We start from the raw sequence: 14,941 nt of genomic DNA on the forward strand, positions 1-14,941 counted from the left end.
GCTAGTCCGCCCCACTTGTGTCCCCGTCGTCAAAAGATACCAGACGGTATTTTTGTCAGACTGGCAAGTGGCTGAGCAAATGGTCGTCAGTCGGTGGGCCTTCGCGCGAGTGACGATTGCGCAATCATGAACACTTTCCTGACGGGGGGTCTTTCTGTTAAGAAACTTTCCTGATACATTCTCGGCAACGACAACGCGAGGATGCGATTGATGTCAACGAAGACAATTCAAGGAACCCCGGCATGGCTGCGTGCGACGAACGATCGCACCGCGCTGTCGCTGCTACTCACACACGGGCCTTTGACCCGCAACCGAATCGGTGAGCTCTCCGGACTCTCGAAGCCCACCGCCTCGCAGATGGTGCAGCGATTGAATGAGGCCGGCCTCATTCACGCGGTCGGCGAGGTCTCGGCGGGGCGCGGACCCAACGCGGCGAGCTACGGCGTGCGGGTCGACCGGGTGCTTGGCATCGCCGTCGATATCAGTGCCACGGTGATCGCGGCAACACTCGTCGATGCCAGCGGATCCGTGCACCCGATCGTCGAAATCCCGGTACAGCGCCAAGCCAAGGGGCGGTCGGCAGTCTCGGATGTGCGCACCGCGATCGACGCGGCCTGTGCCGCGAACGGTGCAGACCGTGCGGCCGTGCAGTTCGTGTGCGTGGGCGTTCAGGCCGCGATCGACCCCCGCACTGACGAGCTCAGCTTCACCGATACGCTTCCTGGCTGGCCGCGAATCGGAGTGCGCAAGCTTCTTGAGGACTCCCTCGGCATCGCGGTGACCATCGAGAACGACGTCAATCTCGCCGCCCTGGCCGAGCGCCGAGGCGGTGCGGTGGCCGACGCGAGCGGGTTCGCGCTGCTCTGGATGGGACCCGGCCTCGGTTTGGCCGTCGATCTCGGAGGCACCCTGCACCGCGGCGCCGGCGGGGGCGCCGGCGAGATTGGCTACCTTCCTGTTCCGAAAGCGGCGGCCCAGTTCGATCCGGATGCCGACGACCTCCAAGATCTGATCGGCGGCCCCGCGGTCGTGCGTCTCGCCCGGGACCACGGCCTTCGTGGTCGTGGCTTCTCCTCGCTGATCAAACAGTTCGGCGTCGAACAGGTGGGCAAGGGCGCCGCGCCGGGCCCGCGCGAACACCTGATCGCGGAGCTGGCACCCCGTATCGCCCTCGGCGTGATCCCTGTTCTCGCCGTGCTCGACCCCGAAGTCGTCGTTCTCGGCGGCCCCACCGGCATCGCCGGCGGCGACCAGCTTGCCGAGCGCGTGCAGGCGCATCTGCGACGCACTTCGCGCTGGGCGCCCGTCGTCGTTGCGTCCACCGTCGCCGCTTATCCCGTGCTCACCGGTGCCCGTGCGGTGCTGGTCGCCGAGGTGCGGGAACGCCTGCTGCGTGACGTCGAACGCATCGCAACCCCCTAACTCCATCCACAACCACCCCGGTCATGCCGCGAACCCCGCGATGTAGCGGATTTTCTTTCTTGGTCATGACGCAGAGAAATAGAGGCAGGAAGAAATGAACAAGCGATCAGCCCGGCTCCACCTTCCAGTCATTGCCCTCGCCGCCGCATCTGCCCTCATCTTGAGTGGATGCACATCCGGAGGCTCAGGAAGCGATTTTGCGACAGAGACCCCGACGGACCTCTCCGGCACCGTGTCGTTCTGGCATTTCTTTTCAGACCGTGAGGCCGACGTCATCCAGTCGGTCGTCGATGATTTCGAGAAAGCCAACCCCCAGGTGAAAGTGACGGTTCACCCTGGCCAAGACGACGAGAAACTGCGCAAGGCGATTTCCACGGGCAGCACCGTCGACCTCGGCCTTTCCTACTCCACCGACATCGTCGGAAACTTCTGTTCGACCGGTGCTTTCCGCGACCTCACCGACGTGATCAAGCGCGACAACGTGGACATGAGCCAGTTCACCGACACCGTGAAGAGCTATACCGAGTTCGACGGAACCCGTTGCAGCATGCCCGTGCTGGCGGATGTCTACGGCCTCTACTACAACAAGGATCTGCTGAGTGCGGCCGGCTTCACCGAACCGCCGAAGACCCTGAGCGAGCTCGAGACGATGGCCGACGCGCTCACCACCTACAACGCAGACGGGTCGATCAAGACCCTCGGCTTCAACCCGACAATGGGTTGGTACGAGAACGCTCCGGCGCATTACGGCCCAGCGGCCGGTGCCGAATGGTTGAACGCCGACGGCAGCTCGGCCATCGGAACTGATCCCGGCTGGCCAGACCTGATCAATTGGCAGACGGCGTATGTGCAGAAGATCGGCTGGGACAAGCTCAACACGTTCACGTCGGGTCTCGGCCAGGAGTTCTCGGCCGACAACGCATTTCAGACTGGTCAGGTCGCGATGAACATGGACGGCGAGTACCGCACCGCGTTTATCGACGATCAGGCGCCAGAGCTCAACTACGGCACCGCCCCGTTCCCGACCGCCGATGCTCACACCGAACTCTATGGCGGCGGCTACATCACCGGAAATATCGCCGGAATCTCGAAGGGTTCAAAGAATCCGGAACTCGCCTGGGCGCTCATGAAATACCTCACCACCGACACCGCAGCGGTGGTCAAGCTGTCGAACGGGCTGAAGAACGTGCCGACCACCCACGCGGCGCTCACCTCGAGTGACCTCGAAGTCTCGCCGCAATTCCAGACATTCCTCGATATCTCAGAGAATCAGCACACGACGACCACGCCGCCGAGCCCAGTGGGGGCCGGCTATCAGCAGTCCTTCCAGGACTGGTGGAACATCTATCAGACCGACCCGTCAGCCGATCTGACCGCATCGCTGCAAGAAATCGACAAGCAGATCAACGACTCAATCGCGCTTGTGAGCGGTCCGTAACATGACCGCGACCACCGAGACCGTGCCGGGCGTTCTCGGGGTGCAGACGGTGACCGCCGTTCGCACCCCGAGGTACCGCCTGCGTCGCAAGCTGGTCACGCTCGCGCTGCTCACTCCGGCGTTGCTCGGGCTGCTGATCTTCTTTGTCTACCCGCTGGTCGCATCCGTCTACTACTCATTCACTCGCTACGATCTCGTCTCGCCGCCGGAATGGATCGGTCTGCGCAACTACGAGTACCTCTTCACCAAAGACCCGAAGGTCGTCATCTCGGCGATCAACACACTCTGGTTCGTGACGATCATGGTGCCGGTGAAAATCATCTTCGCCCTGATGATTGCCGGATTGCTGGCCAGGGCTCGAAAGGCGACAGGGGTCTGGCGCACCCTGTTCTACCTTCCGGCGCTGGTTCCCCCGGTCGCATCGGTCGTCGCGTTCGTCTTTCTGTTCAACCCGGGCACCGGGCCGGTGAATCAGATACTGCGCTTCTTCGGCATTCAGGGGCCGCTCTGGTTCAACGACCCGGCATGGTCGAAGCCATCGCTTCTGTTGCTGGCCATCTGGGTGATGGGCGACATCATGATCATCTTTCTCGCTGCGCTGCTGGATGTCCCGCGCGAGCAGTATGAGGCGGCCTCGCTCGATGGGGCCAACGGTCTCCAGCAGTTGCGCTACGTGACATTTCCGAACATCACCCCGGTGCTCTTGTTCGCCCTGGTCACCGGAATCATCGCCGCGCTGCAATATTTCACTGAGGCAGCGGTCGCGTCGGGGGTGGCCTCGGGCAAGGCCGTGGTCGGTGAGGGAACCGGCAACAACCTCGGCTATCCGGGTAACTCCTTGCTGACGTACACCGAGTGGCTCTATGTGCGCGGGTTCAGTCAATATCAACTCGGCTACGCGTCGGCCCTGGCCGTGCTGCTGTTTGTCGTATCGGCGGTGATTCTGGTGCTGTTGCTGCGCCGATTCAAGGCCTTCACCCCGGAGGGAGCTGCCTGATGAAGACTCGACGCGGCCTCTACTGGGTCAGTGAGCATGCTCTGCTCATCACCCTTGCTGTGCTCTTTATCGCCCCGATCGTCTTTGTGGTGCTCACCTCGCTGATGTCGAGTGAGCAAACCCTGACCGCTTCGCTCTGGCCGAACCCGGTGCAGTGGAGCAACTACCTGAACGTATTCACCCAGGTGCCGTTGATGCGCTGGTTCGCGAACTCGGCGCTTTACGCAACGTTGGCGACGGCATTCATGCTCGTCGCGAGCGTGCCGGCCGCGTATGCGCTGGCGAAGATCAAATTCCGAGGCTCAAACCTGCTCTTCACCGCGATCATCGTCGCCATGCTGCTCCCGCCGCAGGTGACGGCGATTCCGGTGTACGTGATGTGGTCAGGCGCCGGCCTGACCGGAACCCTGTGGCCGCTGATCCTGCCGAACCTGCTCGGAGACGCCTTTTCGATCTTCCTGCTGCGTCAGTTCTTCCTGACGATTCCGAAGGAATACGCGGATGCCGCACGGGTCGACGGATGCTCAGAGATTCAGGTGCTCACCCGCGTGGTCATCCCGATGGCCAAGCCGGGAATCGCTGCAACGGCCATCTTCATGTTCTTCCACTCCTGGAACGACTACTTCGGCCCACTGCTCTACACCTCTGAAAATTCGGACTGGTGGCCGGTCGCCTATGGGCTCGCATCGTTCCGAGGCATCCACGGCACCGACTGGGGTCTGACCATGGCGATGACGGTGCTCGTGATGGTGCCGGTCGTCATCATCTTCTTCTTCGCTCAGCGCGTCTTCGTCGAGGGCATCACAATGACCGGCGTGAAGGGATAACCATGAAACTCGCTGTTGTCGGTGGCGGATCCACCTACACACCCGAACTGATCGACGGCTTCGCAAGATTGTCGGAAACGCTCGCCGTTGAAGAGTTGTGGCTGATCGACACCAACCCCGATCGGCTCGCCCTCGTGGCTGGGATGTCTCAGCGCATGTTTCAGGCGGCCGGCCACCCCGGTCGCATCATGGCGACGACCGACCTGGTTGCCGGTGTCTCGGATGCCGATGCCGTGCTGATTCAGTTGCGGGTCGGCGGTCAAACTGCGCGTCACGGCGATGAGACTTTTCCGCACGCCGAATGCTGCATCGGGCAGGAGACCACCGGCCCCGGTGGCTTGGCCAAAGCATTGCGCACGGTTCCGGTGGTTCTGGGCGTCGCCGAGACGGTGCGGAAGCATGCCAAGCCGGATGCGTGGATCATCGACTTCACGAACCCGGTCGGCATCGTGACACGGGCGCTGTTGAACGAGGGCCACCGCGCGGTCGGACTCTGCAATGTGGCCATCGGCTTTCAACGCCGCTTCGCGGCGCTGCTCGGCGTAGACCACCGCTCCGTCAGCCTCGGGCATGTCGGCTTGAACCATCTCACCTGGGAGCGAGAGGTGTGGGTGGATGACCGGGCGAGAGGGCGTCGCGACGTCCTGCCCGAGCTGCTGGGCACGCACCTCGGCGAGCTCGCCGAAGAGATCGAGCTGCCACGATCCGTTATATCCCTTTTGGGGAATGTGCCGTCGTACTACCTGCGCTACTACTACGCGCACGACGAAGTGCTGCGGGAGCAGCTGGCCGGTCCGAGCCGTGCGGAGGCGGTTCATCAGGTGGAAAATGCGCTCCTTGAGATCTATGCCGATTTGAGCATGAACACCAAGCCAGAGCTCTTGGCGCAGCGCGGGGGAGCCTTCTACTCCGAGGCCGCAGTCGATCTGCTGGCGTCGCTCACCTCGAATCGGGGTGATGTTCAGGTGGTCAATCTGCGAAACGGCGGGGCACTGCCGTTCCTGCCCGACGACCATGTGATCGAAGTTCCGGCCACGGTCGGCACCAACGGGGTCACAGCCCTGCCGATCGCGCCGGTGCCCGACGACATCCGTGGGTTGATCTCGGCGGTGGCCGGCTACGAGCGGCTGGCCCTGGACGCCGCAATTCACGGGGGCCGTGACCGAACGCTGCGGGCGATGCTCGCGCATCCGCTCGTGGGGCAATTCGACAAGGCCGAGAAGTTGACCGACCTGCTGCTCGCCGGCAACGGCCAGTTTCTGGCGTGGGCACGGTGATGGCTGTGCCGGTCGGCACCACTGCCCGAAGCGGTGAGCCCGGCGATGGAATGGTGATCGCGGTCGACGGCGGCGGATCGAAGACCGACGTCTGGGCGATCGGGCTCGACGGTACCGTGCTCGCGCGAGCGACCGGTCCGGGTTCGAACCCCCAACTCCTCGGGGTTGAGCGCGTGGTGGAACTGATCGATGAGCTCGTGCAGGAAGTGACCGCTGGCCCCGCCGCGCTCCCTCTTCTGCGCACGAACATCTACTTATCGGGGCTCGACCTTCCGGTCGAGATCGAGCAGTTTCGAGAGGTGGTGGAGCGCCGCGCGTGGGCGCGCGGCGTGACGGGCGAGCCGGTCGTCATCGACAACGACTTGCTCGCGCTGCTGCGGGCCGGAACCTTGGAGTCCGATGCCGTTGCCCTCATCTGCGGGACGGGGATCAACTGCATCGGTGTGCGCTCCGACGGCGAGGTTGCGCGCTTTCTGGCGCTCGGCATGATCTCCGGTGATTGGGGCGGCGGCTGGCATCTGGGTGAGAGCGCCCTCTGGCACGCGGCACGGGCTCTGGACGGGCGGGGGCCGGCAACGGTGTTGAGCTCTCTGATTCCGGCGACGCTCGGCCGCGAATCCCTGCTCGAGGTCGTGGAGGCGTTGCATCTCGGCGCCATCCCGTCGAGCGATCTCGCGCGGCTCTGCCCCGACGTCTTCAGTGCGGCTCGCGCCGGGGATGAGATTGCCGGTGCCCTGGTTGATCGGCTGGCCGAGGAGATCGTTCTGATGGTCTCGGCGGCCCTGACTCGGCTCGATCTATCTGATCGGGACGTTCCGGTCGTACTCGGTGGCGGCGTGCTTGCGGCAGCCGATCGGCGCCTGATGCACGGCGTAGAAACCGGTCTGGCCGAGCGGGCGCCACTGGCGCGCGTTCGCCTCGTGACGGCGCCGCCGATCGTCGGGGCCGCAATTTTGGCCCTCGAGAGTGTCGGACGACACGAGGCCGGGCAACGACTCGCCGCAGAACACGCCGCGGCTGGAGTTATCCACAGTGGTGGATGATCTGTGGAGAACTCTGAGCCCTGTGAATTGCCGCAGATTTCGAGTGAAAATCTGGGGTCTCGGCGAAAACATTCGAACTACACGCGTGTAGTTATCCACACCCATCCGGCCGGTTATCCACTGGTTAACGGGGGTTTTCGTCGTTTCTCACAGTGTTCTCCACAGAGTTATCCACAGGTGGAAAGGTTGTGGGTAACTCGGTGCACAACTCGCAGTGGGCGCGGCGTCATGCCGCGCCGGGCGTGTCGCCCTGTGGAAACGTGACGGCTCGGCCGCACGAAAGCTGGGAAACTCCCGAAGGCGGTTTCAGCGTCGCCGAACACTGAAAATCGCACTCGACCAGCACAGACAACGGTAGGGAGCGGCATTCGAACAGGAATGCGCGGGCCGGCAGTGCGGAATTTACCAGCGGTTCTGTACGTGCTCAGCCCAGCCGACGAGCCCGTCGACACTCACGACAATTGGTTCAACGTCGACGCCGTCCTCGGTGTGTGTGTCGGCGCCGGTATCGGTCACGGTGACGGTGCCGGAATAGTGTCCGAAGCACTGATGGGTGTTCGAAGAAATGACGTAGGCATTGCTCGACGCGACGCGCTCGTAGAACGGCGTGAAGATCACGTTGACGCCATCGCCCCGAATGGCCCAGGGGGCGAGAAAATCGGTGGGGTCGTAGTCCCACTCGAGATCTTCACTGATTTTGTGGAGGCGCCCGTCGACAACGATTGCGTTCTCGGTGGAGCCCGTGCCGTCGGTCCACTTTCCACCCAGCTGCAGACCGATCACGTGGCCGTTGACGACCCCGGAGCCGGCGCCCCAGTTCCAGGTCATCCGGTAGGGCCAGCGGCCGCGCCCATGATCGAGAACCCCCCAGGAGTTCGCGTCGGAAACATCGTGGGTGACACCGTCGACGGTGATGCTGCCGCGCACCTGCAGAGCGACATCCTTCACCGTGTATTGAAACAAGCGGTACGACCAGGGCACGACAACGCCGAGCGCCTCATGCTGTGCGGGGCGCAGGGCGACGAGGTCGACGCTCACCCGGGGACTGACCGCACGGATGCTGGTGCCGCCGTCGACCTCATCGATGTCGATCGTGAGGGTCTTGGTGCGTGCCGTCGCCGGCCCACCGCGGAGCGTGCCGGGAAGCGTCACGGCCCGAGAGAGCGGAGTGATCACGGACTCCTGGATCGGCGTCAGCGTGTTGCGATCGAGAACCCAGAGCTCGTTCACCGAGGCGTAGTCGAGAGCGGAGACGGTGACGCCGATGATGTGCGTCGGGGTGACGATTCCCCAGTATTCCCAGCGCTTGTTGCGCCCCCAGCCGTAGAAGCCCCGGCCGATTCGGTCGGTGTTGTGCCACAGGTGGCGCGACCAACCGATGGCGTGTTTGTTCAGCCGGCCCCCCGGCACGGTGAGGTCGACGGGTGCAATGATTTCGTGTTCGGGCACGGAGGACATCCCTTTACCCTATGCGGGGAGGGGGTACTCGGCCGGGAGGCTGCCCCCCGTGAGGGGCGTGTGGCGCGCTCGGGCGAGCTGGCAGCGGATGCCGCCCGGAAGATAGATTCATTGCAGCCGGCGGCACCGAAGCTGTCGGCGAGTCTTCTACGAAACGAGTTGCCGGTGTTCAATTTCTTCGACGGTCCGCCGCTCGTTCGACCCGCCGCCACTCCGGCCGACGCCGTGCGAATGGCCGCGGAGCTGTTTGGGATCAGCGGCACTGCCGACGAGCTCGGGAGCCAGCAGGATCGCAATTTCCGAATCGACGGGGTCGACGACTCGGGCCGCCCGAGCAGCTACCTGCTCAAAGTCGACAACCCTGCCTTCCACGAAAGCGAGCTGGCCTCCCAGGGGGCGGCCATGCAGCACCTGTCCGATCGGGGATTCCGCGTTCCGATTCCGGTGCCGGGGAAGAACGGGCAGACCCGGCAATGGTGGTCGGCTGAGGAGGGACTGCTTCCGGTGCGGATGTTCTCGTTCTTGCCGGGTGGATCGCTGGTCGATGAGGGACACTTCGACGCGAGCGTGATCGGCGAGTTGGGCCGGATTGCCGCCGTGGTGGCCGACGGCCTGGCAGATTTCAGCGGTGACGGCCTCGATCGAGGGCTGCAATGGGATCTGCGGAACGCCGCGGCCGTCATCGACCACCTGAGCGACCGGATGTCAGACCCGGCGCGTCGGGACCTCGTGCGTCAGGTGTCCGAGCGCGCGGCAGACCGGCTGAACACGGTGGCTCAGGGGCTGCGGGTGCAACCTATCCACGGCGATGTGACCGACGACAACGTGGTCTGCCGGCGTCTGGACAACGGCCGTTTGTTCCCCGACGGCGTGATCGACTTCGGTGATCTCGGATCCGGCTGGTTGGTTGCCGAGCTCGCAGTGACGATGTCGTCCGTTCTCCCTCATGTTCCGGGCAATCCCGCCGCGGTCTTCGAAGCAGTGCGTCGTTTCAACGAGGTGGTTCCGCTTCGCGACGACGAGATCTCGGCGATCTGGCCGCTGGTGGTTCTGCGCGGCGCGGTGCTCGTCGTCAGTGGCGAGGATCAGACCCGGCTTGAAGCCGGCAATACCTATGCCGAAGAGCGCATGCACGCCGAATGGCAGGTTTTCGATATCGCACAGCGCATCGGATTCGACGAAGCGGAGGTGGCGATCCGTCAGCTGCTTGGACGGGACTCCGGTGTGCCCGGTGCCGAGCTTGTGGCCGAAGCATCCATGATCGCGGCGATCGCGGCCGGCGATTTCGTCATGCTCGACTTCTCGGTGACGAGTCGGCAGTTGAACGATGGCCGATGGCTGCAGCCGGGCGTCGAGTGGGAGTTGGCGGCCGAAGCGCTGCGCGAGACCGCCGTCGCCGTCGCTCCCTATGGCCAGCACCGGTTGACTCGGAGTCGCCCGCATCGGGCCATGGAGCCCGACAGCTTTTCCGCCGTCACCGAGCTTTATCTGGGGGGATCGACGCGTATCCATGCACCCCTGTCGGCGGTGGTGATACGGGCGACCGGAGACGATCTCGTGCTGCGCATCGACGACGAGGAACTGGTGCTCACGGGCCTCACGGCGGCGGTCCCGGCCGGCACCGTGGTCGCGGCCGGGCAGCTCATCGGAACTGTGAACCACCTCGACGACCAGGAGCTCGACGAAGGGCGCTCGATCGGGCGCCTCATCGTGCAACGCCGCCGCCGCGGGGTGACGCCACCCCGGTTTGCGACGCCCAGCTGGAGCGAGGCATGGCGCGTGCTGGCCCCCGATCCCGCACCGCTGCTGGGGCTCCCGCCGCTGCCGGTGATGGACGCCCCGACGCAGGAGACGGCCCGTCGCGAGCGAGTCTTCGCCGCCGCGCAGGAGCGCTATTACGAGCATCCGCCGCAGATCGAGCGCGGCTGGCAGCAATTTCTGGTGGCGACCGACGGGCGCTGCCATCTCGATATGGTGAACAATGTCTCGGCAATCGGCCACAGCCATCCGCGGCTCAGCGCAGCCGTCTTCGACCAGATGCAGCTGCTCAACACCAACTCGCGTTTTCTCTACCGGGCCTTGGCCGATCTGAGCGAGAGGCTGGTCGGGTTGGCGCCCGACCCGTCACTCGACACGGTGCTCCTGGTCAACAGCGGCAGCGAAGCGGTAGACCTCGCGCTGCGTCTGGCCCAGATCCACACGGGTCGCCGCTCGGTCGTCGCGCTGCGCGAGGCGTATCACGGGTGGACGATGGCGTCGGATGGTGTCACGACGTCGGCCTACGACAATCCGTTCGCGTTGGCGAACCGGCCCGACTGGGTCGAGGTGGTCGATGCGCCGAACGCCTATCGGGGCCGGCACCGTGGCGCTCAGGCCGGGGCGGCGTATCTCGCCGACTTCACCGAGCAGATGGATGCGCTGGGCGGCTCTAGACGGGACGGTGCTGGGCAGAACGGCGACGGGCCGGGGATCGCGGCGTTCATCTGCGAGCCGATTCTCGGCAATGCTGGGGGAGTGGTGCTGCCGGAGGGCTATCTGGCCGGCGTCTACGCCGACATTCGGGCGCGCGGCGGCCTCTGCATCGCCGACGAGGTGCAGGTCGGCTACGGACGTCTCGGTGACCACTTCTGGGGAGTCCAGCAGCAGGGAGTCGTGCCCGACATCATCTCGGTCGCGAAGGCCATGGGCAACGGTTATCCGCTCGGCGCGGTGATCACCAGGCGGGAGATCGCGGAGTCGCTCGCCCGCGAAGGCAACTTCTTCTCCTCGGCAGGCGGTAGCCCGGTCAGTTCGGTCGCCGGTCTCGCCGTGCTCGACGTGATGCGCGACGAGGGGCTGCAGGAGAACGCCCGGGTGGTCGGCGAACACGTGGTGAGTCGGCTGACGGCGCTCGGCGACAAACACCCGATCATCGGTGCGGTGCACGGGCTGGGGCTCTATCTCGGGGTGGAGCTCGTGCGGGACCGCGTCACACTCGAGCCGGCCGCCGCCGAGACCGCGGCGATCTGCGAACGGATGCGTGAGCTCGGTGTCATCGTGCAGCCGACATCGGAGCGCCAGAACGTGCTCAAGGTGAAGCCACCGCTGTGCCTCACGATCGAGAGCGCTGACTACTTCGTGGACATGCTCGACGAGGTGCTGACGCACGGCTGGTAGGCACAGCCTGGCCGGGGCCAGCCAGGGCGGGGCCAGGCTGGCCGGCGCTAGCCGAGCAGCAGCTTGGCGAGCTGGTCGGTGGAATGCACGACAGCGGTCGCCGCGGCGGCCTCGGCCGGTGAGCCGTAGCCCCACTCCACCAGGATCGCCGGCACGTTGTTCGCGGCGGCGCCCTCGGCGTCATAGCTACGATCGCCGACCATGACCGGTGCGCTCAAATCGGCGCCGGCATCCGCCAAACGCACGAGCGCTTCCTTGACGATGTCGGCCTTGGCGCTGCGCACCTCATCTTCGGAGGCGCCGACGATGACGGTGAAGTACTTCGCCAGGTCGAAGTGGTTCAGAATCTTGACGGCGTTCAACTCTGGCTTGCTGGTGGCCAGTGCGAGCGGGATTCCCGCGGCGTGGATGCGCTCCAGCAGGCCGGCGATGCCCGGGTAGATGGCGGTGTCGAGCGACGCCTCGCCCGAGTAGTGCTCGCGGTAGACGACAAGCGCCTCGTCGGCCTCGGTCGCGGTCATCCCGGCGTACTCGCGGAACGCGGCGAGCAGGGGCGGACCCACATAGGCAAGCAGCTCGGAGACGGGCGGGACTGGGCGTCCCAGAAGTTCAAAAGTGTGTGCGAGGGAGCTGGTGATGGCCGGAGCGGAATCGGTGATGGTTCCGTCGAGGTCGAAGAGGATTGCGCTCCAGGTGCGCGTTAAAGTCGGATTCACTCGCATCATCCTAGGTGGCCAGTCTGGGAAACCGCGTGATTCCGGCGCTCTCTCCTTCCCGCCTACACCTCGCCTCGCGAGTCTGCGGTTGTCGGAGGCTCAGCACGCGTGAGGCTCCGACAACGGCAGTCTCGAGGCCAGGTGACGGGTGATTAATGCGCGAGGCGGGGCACGTAGGCCCAGCACTCCACTTCGAGGTGCGCGCCGAGGGCGAGTCCCGCCGTGCCGAACGCGCTGCGCGAGGGGAGCCGCTCGACGTCGAAATACTCAAGGTAGATCGCGTTGAAGGCTTCCCACCTCGACATGTCGGCCAGCATGATCGTCGCTTTGAAGACATCCGTCATGTCGGCCCCGAGCGAGCGGAGTGTCGCGGCGATGTTCTGCATGGTCTGGTGCGCCTGGGCTTCAAAGCCGTCGGCGAGCATTCCGTCGGCGCGGATACCGAGTTCGCCGGAGAGATAGAGCACGTCACCGACGCGCACGGCCTGGGAGAACGGCCGCCCCGAGCGGGACGGGAAGAACTCGATGCCCGCCGACTCGCTCATGCTGCAACCCGATCGCTCGAACGCTTGAGAAACGTGCCTACGATCTCATTCCACGTGTCGGGATCTTCGAAGTAGGGGGAGTGGCCGCGATCGGCCATCTCGATGACCTCGGACCGCGGAAGGAACGCGGCGGCCTCGCGGATGCGTTCCGGCGTCATCAGGTCGTCGAGCTCTCCGGCGATCAGCAGGGCGGGAATCTCGAGACCGGCGAGGGCGTCCGGATCGAAGGTGTGGCCCGACAGGATGCGGAAGAACTCCGAGTCGGCCGGCCGGTGACCGAACGAGCCGAGTGCTTGATAGAGATAGGCGCGGGCCATGTCGAGGCTCTGCAGCCGGCCGCCGATGGCCGGGTGCTCGCCGAGCGGGCGGGCGGCGCGGTCTGCGAGGTCCGTGGTCGCCGAGCGGGTCACCGACGGCACCGACGTCACCGGCGGGTCGGCCTGCGGGCCTAAGCCGACGGGGATGCCGCCGGTCGTGCAAGCCAGAACGATCGAGGCAACGCGATCGGGCGCGGCCAGAGCGGTGCCGAGCGTCACCCAGCCACCCATCGACTGACCGACGAGGTGGGCTTTTTCGACCTCGAAGTGATCCATGATCGCCAACAGGTCCGAGATCGAAGACTCGGGGCCGTGCTTGCCCGCCGAGTTTGTCGAGCGGCCGAAGCCGCGGTGATCCCACGTGATCACCCGGTAGTGCTGCGCGAAGGAGGGCAGCTGCTGGTACCAGACCGCAGCATTTCCGCCCAGGCCGTGGGAGAAGATGAGGTCAGGGCCGGTGCCGGCTGATTCGCACCAGATCTGCTCGCCGTCGGCGACGCTCAGAAAGCCTTCGCTGCGTTCGATCATGCGTCCCCCTCGCGCCCACGCAACTCACGCGGTTGGCAGCCAGACTACTGGGGCCAGAGCGATGGTGGTCGAGCTTGTCGAGACCTCGCGAGTCGATCTAGAGACTCGATCACCGGATCTCTGTAATGGTCACTAGCTGGTCTGGCTATCAGCTGGCAGGTTGGTTCTCATGCGCACGGTGGGGTGTGACTCGCCGGATCTCTGACCGTTCTTTGGAACGTGTCTTGCTGTCGACTTGTCCACCCCGCCGAACGCGTGAGGTCTCACAGGTGTTCGACTACGTCATCGGGGTCGACACCCACGCCAAAACCCACTCGATGGTGGTCTTGGATCATCACGGCGTCAAACAGTCCGGCGAGACGTTCCCGACGAGCCCGGCCGGGCTGAAACGCGCCCACGCGTGGATGCTGCGTGAGGCGCCAGGCGATTTGCTCGCGGCGATGGAAGGCACCGGCTCCTACGGCGCCCAATTCTGCGATTTRTTGACCCGAGAGGGCATCGCCGTCGCCGAGATCCGCCCGCCCAAGCGCGGTGTTCGGCAGGCCGGCAAGACCGATCAGATCGATGCCGAATTGGCCGCCCGCCACGCACTCGCGCTACCGATCGAACGAGTGGTCATGCCCCGCACCCACACYGGCGATCATGCGGCGTTGAGCGTGCTACTCACCGCCCGCAACGCGATGAGCAAGTCCAAGACGGCGACCATCAACCGGCTCACCGCCCTGCTGCGCGGACACTGGCTCGGCATCGATGCCCGCAAGTCCCTCACCGACGCTCAGATCCGCCAGATCGCCCAGTGGCGCACACACCCCAGCGACGACGCCGCGATCGCCACGATCCGCGAGGAAGCAACCCGGGAAGCCCAGGAAATCATTCGCCGCACCGGTGAACTCAAACACAACAAGAARGGCCTCCGCAAGCACGTCAAGGCCCTTGCCGCCTGGCTGCTCGATGAACCCGGTGTTGGCCCGTTCGTCGCCGCGGAACTCCTCGTTACTTGGTCCCACAAAGGCCGCATACGCGGAGAAGCCGCCTTCGCCCGGCTCGGCGGAATCGCACCGATCCCGGCCTCGTCAGGGAACACGACCCAGCACCGGCTCCACCGCGGTGGCGACCGGCAGCTCAACCGCGCWCTCCGGACCACCGCATTCAACCGCTACTACAGCGATCCCGAAACCATCTCCTACGTCGCCAAACGCACCCAAGAAGGCAAGACC

Annotated in this window: 12 protein-coding genes; 8 read left to right on the top strand and 4 right to left on the bottom strand. The window is 65.0% G+C overall.

What is annotated here, in order from left to right:
• Positions 1-210: 210 nt before the first annotated feature.
• The 6 genes from AB4Y63_RS09190 to AB4Y63_RS09215 all read left to right on the top strand — a co-directional run bounded on the left by AB4Y63_RS09190 (position 211) and on the right by AB4Y63_RS09215 (position 7,004).
• On the top strand, positions 211-1,422 hold the full coding sequence (locus AB4Y63_RS09190; protein ID WP_441790744.1) for an ROK family transcriptional regulator: 1,212 nt from the start codon (positions 211-213) through the stop codon (positions 1,420-1,422).
• Between the two features lie 94 nt (positions 1,423-1,516).
• On the top strand, positions 1,517-2,860 hold the full coding sequence (locus AB4Y63_RS09195) for an extracellular solute-binding protein (protein WP_441790745.1): 1,344 nt from the start codon (positions 1,517-1,519) through the stop codon (positions 2,858-2,860).
• Position 2,861: 1 nt separating this feature from the next.
• On the top strand, positions 2,862-3,857 hold the full coding sequence (locus AB4Y63_RS09200) for a carbohydrate ABC transporter permease (RefSeq protein WP_441790746.1): 996 nt from the start codon (positions 2,862-2,864) through the stop codon (positions 3,855-3,857).
• Entirely contained in the window at positions 3,857-4,684 is an 828-nt protein-coding gene (locus AB4Y63_RS09205; protein ID WP_441790747.1) for a carbohydrate ABC transporter permease, read from the top strand. The genes AB4Y63_RS09200 and AB4Y63_RS09205 overlap by 1 nt, the downstream gene beginning before the upstream one ends.
• 2 nt (positions 4,685-4,686) lie before the next feature.
• Complete coding sequence (locus tag AB4Y63_RS09210) at positions 4,687-5,961, top strand: 6-phospho-beta-glucosidase (RefSeq protein ID WP_441790748.1); 1,275 nt, start codon at positions 4,687-4,689, stop codon at positions 5,959-5,961.
• The gene (locus AB4Y63_RS09215; RefSeq protein WP_441790749.1) at positions 5,961-7,004 is read left to right on the top strand and encodes an N-acetylglucosamine kinase; all 1,044 of its coding nucleotides are present in this window, start codon (positions 5,961-5,963) and stop codon (positions 7,002-7,004) included. The genes AB4Y63_RS09210 and AB4Y63_RS09215 overlap by 1 nt, the downstream gene beginning before the upstream one ends.
• 402 nt (positions 7,005-7,406) lie before the next feature.
• Here the strand turns inward: AB4Y63_RS09215 and AB4Y63_RS09220 are convergent, their stop codons facing one another.
• Positions 7,407-8,462: a DUF2804 domain-containing protein gene (locus AB4Y63_RS09220; RefSeq protein WP_441790750.1), complete on the bottom strand. Its 1,056-nt coding sequence runs from the start codon at positions 8,460-8,462 to the stop codon at positions 7,407-7,409.
• Positions 8,463-8,627: 165 nt separating this feature from the next.
• On the opposite strand from AB4Y63_RS09220, the gene AB4Y63_RS09225 reads away from it, so the two are divergent.
• Positions 8,628-11,618: an aminotransferase gene (locus tag AB4Y63_RS09225; protein ID WP_441790751.1), complete on the top strand. Its 2,991-nt coding sequence runs from the start codon at positions 8,628-8,630 to the stop codon at positions 11,616-11,618.
• Positions 11,619-11,665: 47 nt separating this feature from the next.
• Here AB4Y63_RS09225 and AB4Y63_RS09230 read toward each other — a convergent pair whose 3' ends face one another.
• The 3 genes from AB4Y63_RS09230 to AB4Y63_RS09240 all read right to left on the bottom strand — a co-directional run bounded on the left by AB4Y63_RS09230 (position 11,666) and on the right by AB4Y63_RS09240 (position 13,724).
• Positions 11,666-12,340, bottom strand: a complete 675-nt coding sequence (locus tag AB4Y63_RS09230; RefSeq protein ID WP_441790765.1) for an HAD hydrolase-like protein — start codon at positions 12,338-12,340, stop codon at positions 11,666-11,668.
• Between the two features lie 146 nt (positions 12,341-12,486).
• Positions 12,487-12,879 (bottom strand): RidA family protein, encoded by a 393-nt coding sequence (locus AB4Y63_RS09235; protein ID WP_441790752.1) that lies wholly within the window; start codon positions 12,877-12,879, stop codon positions 12,487-12,489.
• Positions 12,876-13,724 carry an alpha/beta fold hydrolase gene (locus AB4Y63_RS09240; RefSeq protein WP_441790753.1) on the bottom strand — a complete coding sequence of 283 codons (849 nt, stop codon included), beginning with the start codon at positions 13,722-13,724 and terminating at the stop codon, positions 12,876-12,878. The genes AB4Y63_RS09235 and AB4Y63_RS09240 overlap by 4 nt, the downstream gene beginning before the upstream one ends.
• A gap of 269 nt (positions 13,725-13,993) precedes the next feature.
• On the opposite strand from AB4Y63_RS09240, the gene AB4Y63_RS09245 reads away from it, so the two are divergent.
• Positions 13,994-14,941 (top strand): IS110 family transposase (locus tag AB4Y63_RS09245; protein ID WP_441790754.1); only part of this gene is annotated, 948 nt, incomplete at its 3' end.

Origin of the sequence: Leifsonia sp. YAF41 (assembly GCF_052113185.1) — a bacterium.
In the GTDB taxonomy this organism is placed as follows: Bacteria; Actinomycetota; Actinomycetes; order Actinomycetales; family Microbacteriaceae; genus Cryobacterium.

What these genes read in the sequence shown, in the direction of transcription:
- AB4Y63_RS09220 (WP_441790750.1), bottom strand. Translation starts at nt 8,462, where the DNA reads ATGTCCTCCGTGCCCGAACACGAAATCATTGCACCCGTCGACCTCACC.
- AB4Y63_RS09195 (WP_441790745.1), top strand. Translation starts at nt 1,517, where the DNA reads ATGAACAAGCGATCAGCCCGGCTCCACCTTCCAGTCATTGCCCTCGCC.
- AB4Y63_RS09235 (WP_441790752.1), bottom strand. Translation starts at nt 12,879, where the DNA reads ATGAGCGAGTCGGCGGGCATCGAGTTCTTCCCGTCCCGCTCGGGGCGG.
- AB4Y63_RS09215 (WP_441790749.1), top strand. Translation starts at nt 5,961, where the DNA reads ATGGCTGTGCCGGTCGGCACCACTGCCCGAAGCGGTGAGCCCGGCGAT.
- AB4Y63_RS09240 (WP_441790753.1), bottom strand. Translation starts at nt 13,724, where the DNA reads ATGATCGAACGCAGCGAAGGCTTTCTGAGCGTCGCCGACGGCGAGCAG.
- AB4Y63_RS09200 (WP_441790746.1), top strand. Translation starts at nt 2,862, where the DNA reads ATGACCGCGACCACCGAGACCGTGCCGGGCGTTCTCGGGGTGCAGACG.
- AB4Y63_RS09210 (WP_441790748.1), top strand. Translation starts at nt 4,687, where the DNA reads ATGAAACTCGCTGTTGTCGGTGGCGGATCCACCTACACACCCGAACTG.
- AB4Y63_RS09190 (WP_441790744.1), top strand. Translation starts at nt 211, where the DNA reads ATGTCAACGAAGACAATTCAAGGAACCCCGGCATGGCTGCGTGCGACG.
- AB4Y63_RS09230 (WP_441790765.1), bottom strand. Translation starts at nt 12,340, where the DNA reads ATGCGAGTGAATCCGACTTTAACGCGCACCTGGAGCGCAATCCTCTTC.
- AB4Y63_RS09205 (WP_441790747.1), top strand. Translation starts at nt 3,857, where the DNA reads ATGAAGACTCGACGCGGCCTCTACTGGGTCAGTGAGCATGCTCTGCTC.